General features: G+C 66.3%; 3 protein-coding genes. 2 read left to right on the top strand and 1 reads right to left on the bottom strand.

The window, feature by feature from the left end; all coding sequences use genetic code 11:
• Window positions 1–507: 507 nt before the first annotated feature.
• Entirely contained in the window at window positions 508–1,089 is a 582-nt protein-coding gene (locus E1288_RS45865) for a helix-turn-helix domain-containing protein (RefSeq protein WP_165968636.1), read from the bottom strand.
• Between the two features lie 264 nt (window positions 1,090–1,353).
• On the opposite strand from E1288_RS45865, the gene E1288_RS45860 reads away from it, so the two are divergent.
• Both E1288_RS45860 and E1288_RS45855 read left to right on the top strand, forming a co-directional pair.
• The gene (locus E1288_RS45860; protein ID WP_235884295.1) at window positions 1,354–2,580 is read left to right on the top strand and encodes a trans-sulfuration enzyme family protein; all 1,227 of its coding nucleotides are present in this window, start codon (window positions 1,354–1,356) and stop codon (window positions 2,578–2,580) included.
• Between the two features lie 159 nt (window positions 2,581–2,739).
• Window positions 2,740–5,064, top strand: coding sequence for a transketolase-like TK C-terminal-containing protein (locus E1288_RS45855; protein WP_132495571.1), 2,325 nt, complete (start codon window positions 2,740–2,742; stop codon window positions 5,062–5,064).
• The last annotated feature ends 231 nt before the right edge of the window (window positions 5,065–5,295 follow it).

Below are 5,295 nucleotides of genomic sequence, written 5' to 3'. Positions count from 1 at the left end.
GAATTTCCTCATGATGCTTCCACCAAGCCCTTCGGCCACGCACTGGCGGCCGCGTCGGAAGGAGATGACATGGCCCGCTCCACCTGTGCGATGCGGGACGTGAAGTTGGACAGAGTTTGCCTCTCAGACAAACTCTGGACAAGCCCCAGAGGCAACAAATTTTGCCTACATGGAGATGAGCGGCCGTTCTGCAAGCGAGCCGTCGCCGAACACAAGCAGGCCCCGCACAGCGGAGGGCGAGGAGCTACCGCCGACGGGTAGCTGATCCCCTCGACACTCACCAGGTCGTACGATGGCCGCTGCCGAACTGCGTCCGGACAGCCTCATCCCACGCTTCATCACGCCATGCTTCGAACGCCGGGCACTGACGCGGAAGACTCGACCTCGACTCGCCAACCGGGCAAATGGACAAGATCCAGCCTGCGAACGCAGCCCTACGGGCTCTCCTGCTGCACATCGAGGACCGGATTTACGACGGTCCGCGGCTCGAGCCCCGCAACGCTGCTGTCACTTGTGACCGTTCCCCCTCCTTGCCGGGGAGCTAGCCGAGACGATGAAGACAGTCGCGCGCCCCCGTCCGCGATTGCAGATCCTGTGCGGGCTTTGGGCATCGAAGTGGGCGGCATCTCCAGGATCGAGATCGAAGCTCTCAGAGCCGATCTCCACACGGACTCGACCGGAGTGCACGAGCAGCCATTCTTCTCCAACGTGCTGTGCAGCCCGGCTGGTCCGAGAGCCGCCGGGAAGCTCCAGGCGGATCGCTTCCAACAGGTTCAGTCCCGTTATCCCGCTCAGCGCGGCGTACTTGTAATCCGGACCGTCGTGCAGCGGAGCCTCACGACTTCGGAAGACGTGGCAGGCCGTTTGCGGCTCTTCGCCGACGAGTTGCCCCAACGGCAAGCCGTAGGACCGGGCCAGCTGGATGAGGACACCGATGGAGGGCTGCCGCTCACCCCGTTCCAGGCGGGACAGGTGAGTCACGGACACCCCATTGGCCTCAGCGGCCTCGGCAAGCGTCCAACCTCTTCGATGCCGCGCCTCCAGCAGGCGTTGGGCGATCAGCTTCTCCGTCTGTCCCGGATCCAACACGTCCTGCATTATGCCTCTCAGTCAAAACGGCTATCCCGCGAGCGGCTGCTCCGCGGGTTGACGATTATTGCCTCATAGTCAAAACTGTTCGCCAACGAGGCGACCTCGTATCCGCGCCGGGAGCGGCCTAGCAACACGCTGGGCGACGCCCAGGAAGTGGGCGACCAAGTCGGCGGACCTGCAGACCGCGGATGCCGAGCGCGAGAAGCAGCTGACGACAGCCTTCTGATCCCACACGGTTCGGTTCCGATCGAAGGAGGAACGGTGTCCAACGAGGCAAGCCGGACAGGCGAGATGGCCGATGGGTCCCCCCGTGAAGCAGCCTGGGAGCTGCGGCCGGAGACGGTCCTGATCGAAGAGGGTCGACCGGAGAAGGACGCGGGCAACCCGATGAATCCACCCATCACGCTCGCCTCGAACTTCCGCTCCCAGAAGGGCGGCAAGCTCGGAACAGAGGAGGACGGGGACCACGGTTCCGCCACCGGAGGGGTACGTGGACCGCGGCGCTACGCGCGGACGGACGGTACAGCGACCTGGGCGGCCTTCGAGTCCGTGGTGGGGCGGTTGGAAGGCGGCTCCGCACTGGCCTTCTCCTCCGGGATGGCCGCATGCGCGGCGGTGCTCGAGACACTCCCCGCCGGGGCCACGGTGCTGCTTCCCCGTGACGTGTACATGGGGACCCGCCACCTGCTCGAGGAAGGCCACGAACTCGGCCGATGGCGCTTGGAGGCCGTAGACCTCGCGCAGCCGGATTCACTGGCCGATCACCTCGACGGCGCAGACCTCCTCTGGATCGAAACTCCGAGCAACCCCCTGCTCGAGATCTGCGACCTCCGGGCCATCACGGCTACTGCCCACGCATCGGGAGTGCAGGTGGTTGTGGACAACACCTTCGCCACACCGTTGCTGCAACAGCCGCTGAATCTCGGCGCCGACTTCGTCGTGCACAGTGCCACCAAGTTCATGGGCGGCCACTCCGACCTGCTGATGGGTATCACCGTCACCAACGACCCGGCGAAGCACGACGCGCTTGCCCGGCGCCGCTCCTTCTCGGGTGCAACCCCGGGAGCGCTGGAGTCCTACCTGGCACTGCGAGGAATCCGCACCATGGGCGTCCGCCTGGCCGCAGCCCAGACTTCGGCTCACGAGCTCGCGCATCGGCTTACCACGCATCCTGCGGTCAAGCGCGTGCACTACCCGGGATTGCCCGACGATCCTGGCCACAAGCTCGCGGCCGAGCAGATGACCGGATTCGGCGCCGTTCTCAGCTTCGAACTCGAAGACGCCACGACTGCGGACGCTGCCTGCGACGCGGTGCAGATCATCGCGTTCGCCACCAGTCTCGGCGGGGTGGAGTCCACGATCGAACGACGAGCCAAGCACCCTGGTCAAGAGCACGTTCCGGCGGGGCTGCTGCGGCTGAGCGTGGGATGTGAGCACGTCGAAGACCTGTGGCAGGACCTCCTGCAAGCCATTCCCACCACTGCGTAGCCACCTGGTCCCGCAAATACCGCTGTCGGCAACTGGCCCCGGCCAGATCGCAGCGAGGCTTCCGCCTGCGCTCTCGACACGGCGAGACATCTCCACCCCGGCTCAACGCGATGCCCCGTCGCTGGATCGCAGATTGCCTGAACTCGAAGGTGAGACATCATGAGCAGCCCAGCGCTGACCTCGCACCCGTCCGATGCTGAGCACGAAGTGCTCCGCGAAATCGAGCGCCGTGTTCTGTGGCTGTCGAGCGCGATCATCCACCACGCCAACCTCGTCCGCCCGAACCCGTCCGGTCTCAAAGTCGGTGGGCACCAGGCGTCTTCGGCCTCGATGGTGTCGATCATGACGTCGCTGTGGTTCAGACATCTGCGCGCGCAGGATCGGGTGTCGGTCAAACCGCACGCCTCGCCACTGCTCCACTCGATCAACTACCTGCTCGGTGAGCTGGATGCCTCGTACCTGCCGCGGCTTCGGGAGTTCGGCGGTTTGCAGAGCTATCCGAGTCGCCTGAAGGATCCGGATCCTGCCGACTACTCGACCGGCTCAGTGGGCATCGGCGCCACCGCGCCGATCTGGGGTGCGGTGTCGCGTCGCTACGTGGACACCGCCTTCAGCGGCGCCGGCACGGGTCGGCAGTACTCCCTGGTGGGCGACGCCGAGCTCGACGAAGGCGCGGTCTGGGAAGCCGTGCTCGATCCCGGTGTCGCAGACCTGGGAGAGGTCGTGTGGATCGTCGACCTGAACCGCCAGTCCCTGGACCGCGTCGTGCCCAACATCGCCGCTGACAAGCTGCAAGGCATGTTCGCCGCCGCGGGCTGGCAGGTCATCACGCTGAAGTACGGAAGCGTGATGGAGGGCCTGTTCGCCAGGCCCGGTGGCGCTGAACTGCGGCGGCGAATCGACGACATGGCCAACCCCGAGTACCAGCGGTTGCTGCGTTGCGACGCCGACGAGCTGCGCCACCGGTTGCCGGGCGACGGACCCGACAACACCGCGATTGCCGCACTCGTCGGAAACATCGATGACAACACGCTGGTGGAAGGCATCGCCAATCTCGGTGGCCACGACCTCGAGGCGCTGGACGGCGCCTTCGCATCGATCGACGACACCCGGCCCACGGTGATCTTCGCCTACACCGTCAAGGGATACGGGCTGGCCACGAAGGGCCACCCACAGAACCACTCGGCGCTGCTCAACGACGCCCAGATGCGGGACCTCGCCGAGCGGACAGGGGGTGACCTGGACGCCCCTTGGCGTGGATTCCCTTCGGACAGCGCAGCCCACATTCTGTGTCAGCAAACCGCCGAGCGCTTGCGTCGCCCTGAGCACGCTCCCCAGACTCCCCCGTCACTGCCGACCGACATCGGTCGCACGCCGACAGGCACAGCCACCACTCAAGCGGCGCTGGGCCGAGTCCTGCTCGACCTGACCCGCGCCGCCCCGGACGCCGCCCGCCGGGTCGTCACCGTCAGCCCGGACGTCAGCTCCACGACCAACTTGGGCGGGTGGGTCAACAAAGTCGGGGTGTGGTCGCCCAGCGAGCGCCGGGACTGGTTCGCCGACGACGCGGAGACCATCCTGCACTGGCGGGAGAGACCGACCGGTCAGCACATCGAGCTGGGCATCGCCGAAACCAACCTGGTCAGCCTCCTCGGCGAGCTCGGCGCCACCTGGAGCCGGTGGGGACAGCCGCTGCTGCCCATCGGGGTTCTCTACGACCCCTTCGTCGAGCGAGCTCTCGAACCGTGGTCCTACAGCATCTACGCGGGCGGACAATCAATCCTGGTCGGCACCCCGTCAGGCGTGTCGTTGGCACCAGAGGGCGGCGCGCACCAATCCATCAAAACCCCCTCAATCGGTCTCGAACAGCCAGGCTGCGTCACCTACGAACCCGCGTTCGCGATCGACACCGAATGGGCACTGCTGGCCAGCCTCGGCCGGCTCGGCAAGCCGGACGGCAGCTCGTCCTACCTCCGACTTTCCACCCGGCCCGTCGACCAGACCCTGGCGTCAGTTCCCGTCGACCCCGCAGCCAGGGAACGTCGGCGCCGCCAAGTCGTGGCAGGCGCCTACGCCTTGCGCCGCGCGAACAACCCGGACATCACCATCGCCGCGATGGGTGCCGTGGTGCCAGAAGCCCTACATGCAGCAGAACGGCTCGAGCAGGTCGGCATCGCTTCCGACGTCGTGTGCGTGACCAGCCCCGACCTGCTCTACCGCGCAGTTCGCGCCCGGCAGGGCCACGAGCCGGCCGATTCGTGGATCCTGGATCAGGTCTTCCCCTCGGATCGCGCCACTCCCCTCATCACCGTTCTCGATGGTCACCCGCACACCCTGAGCTTCCTGGCCACCATCAACCGCGTCGCCACCACCGCACTAGGGGTGACCCGCTTCGGCCAATCCGGATCCCTCGAGGACGTCTACCGCTACCACGGGCTGGACACCGACAGCATCGTCCGCGCCGCGCTCGACCTCTCCAGCTGAACCGCCTGGAGGCACCTCGAGGAAACCGAAACGGGCGACCGCGTCGAAATGTACAGAGATGGGCAGTGACTCCTCTGGTACGGACCGGACTCGCAAAACAGCCCCCGTCGAGAGATCCCCGGAGTTCGGAGATGGTTGGGGCCCGGCCTCGTGGCGCACCTGGCGCCATCAGCTCGCCGAGTGAGCATCGACTGATTCGACCAGCGAGTTGGCGATCTGCTGCAGGGAGTC

The sequence above is a fragment of the Saccharopolyspora elongata genome (assembly GCF_004348985.1).
Taxonomy (GTDB): Bacteria; Actinomycetota; Actinomycetes; order Mycobacteriales; family Pseudonocardiaceae; genus Saccharopolyspora; species Saccharopolyspora elongata.
This window is presented reverse-complemented; position numbering and strand designations above follow the sequence as displayed.

Bases quoted from the DNA above. Each gene is read 5' to 3' on its own strand.
- E1288_RS45855 (WP_132495571.1), top strand. From the start codon at position 2,740: ATGAGCAGCCCAGCGCTGACCTCGCACCCGTCCGATGCTGAGCACGAA.